This window comes from Psychrobacter sp. 1Y4 (assembly GCF_051847555.1).
In genome coordinates this window covers 1-718 of record NZ_JBPYDE010000532.1, presented here as the reverse complement: position 1 = coordinate 718, position 718 = coordinate 1, and the positions used below count along the sequence as shown (strand labels likewise).

Annotated in this window: 1 protein-coding gene; it reads right to left on the bottom strand. The window is 44.0% G+C overall.

Features of this window, described 5'->3' with window-relative positions; translation table 11 throughout:
* Window positions 1-487: class I tRNA ligase family protein (locus tag ACS8FC_RS17380; RefSeq protein WP_439297703.1), on the bottom strand; the 487-nt coding region annotated here is incomplete at its 3' end.
* Between the last annotated feature and the right edge of the window lie 231 nt (window positions 488-718).

The following is a 718-nucleotide window of genomic DNA, read 5'->3' as shown; positions in this document are numbered from 1 at the left end:
CATAATCCGCAAAACTATCGACAGCATAGTAAACATCGCCATTGTCGCCTGCATAGGCATAGTCACCTGTGACCAGCGTCTCGATCATGGTTTGCATATCATCAATATGGTCGGTCGCGCGCGGCTCAGCATCAGGCGCCAAACAGCCAAGGGCTGCAAAATCCTCATGCATCGCTGTAATAAAGCGCTGGGTCAACGCCCCAATCTCTTCGCCATTCTCGGCAGCGCGCGCAATAATTTTGTCATCAATATCAGTGATATTACGCACGTAATTGACGTCATAACCCAATTGAGTGAGCCAACGTACCACCATATCAAACCCAATCATCATTCGCGCGTGCCCGATATGACAATAATCATAGACGGTCATGCCACACACATACATACCCACTTTACCTGCTTTGAGTGGTTCAAACGGACGCTTGCCGCCAGTCAGTGAGTCATAAATAGCAAGTTGAGACATCGCATCTGCAAGTGGTGTGGTCATAATAAAAGAGCCTTGTAGCATAAATAAAATAAATAGATTGAAAATATCAGCCGCAGCAAATAAGCAAGCCGTACCGATGTATGATTATAATTTTAACGTAACCCATTATCTTAGCGAAAACAGGCGTAAAATACTACAATGAGTAGGCAACTACCACCATTCAATCATAAAAACCGTTAAGGATATAAAGATGGGCAATCGATTAAGCAAAATATACACGCGTACTGGAGA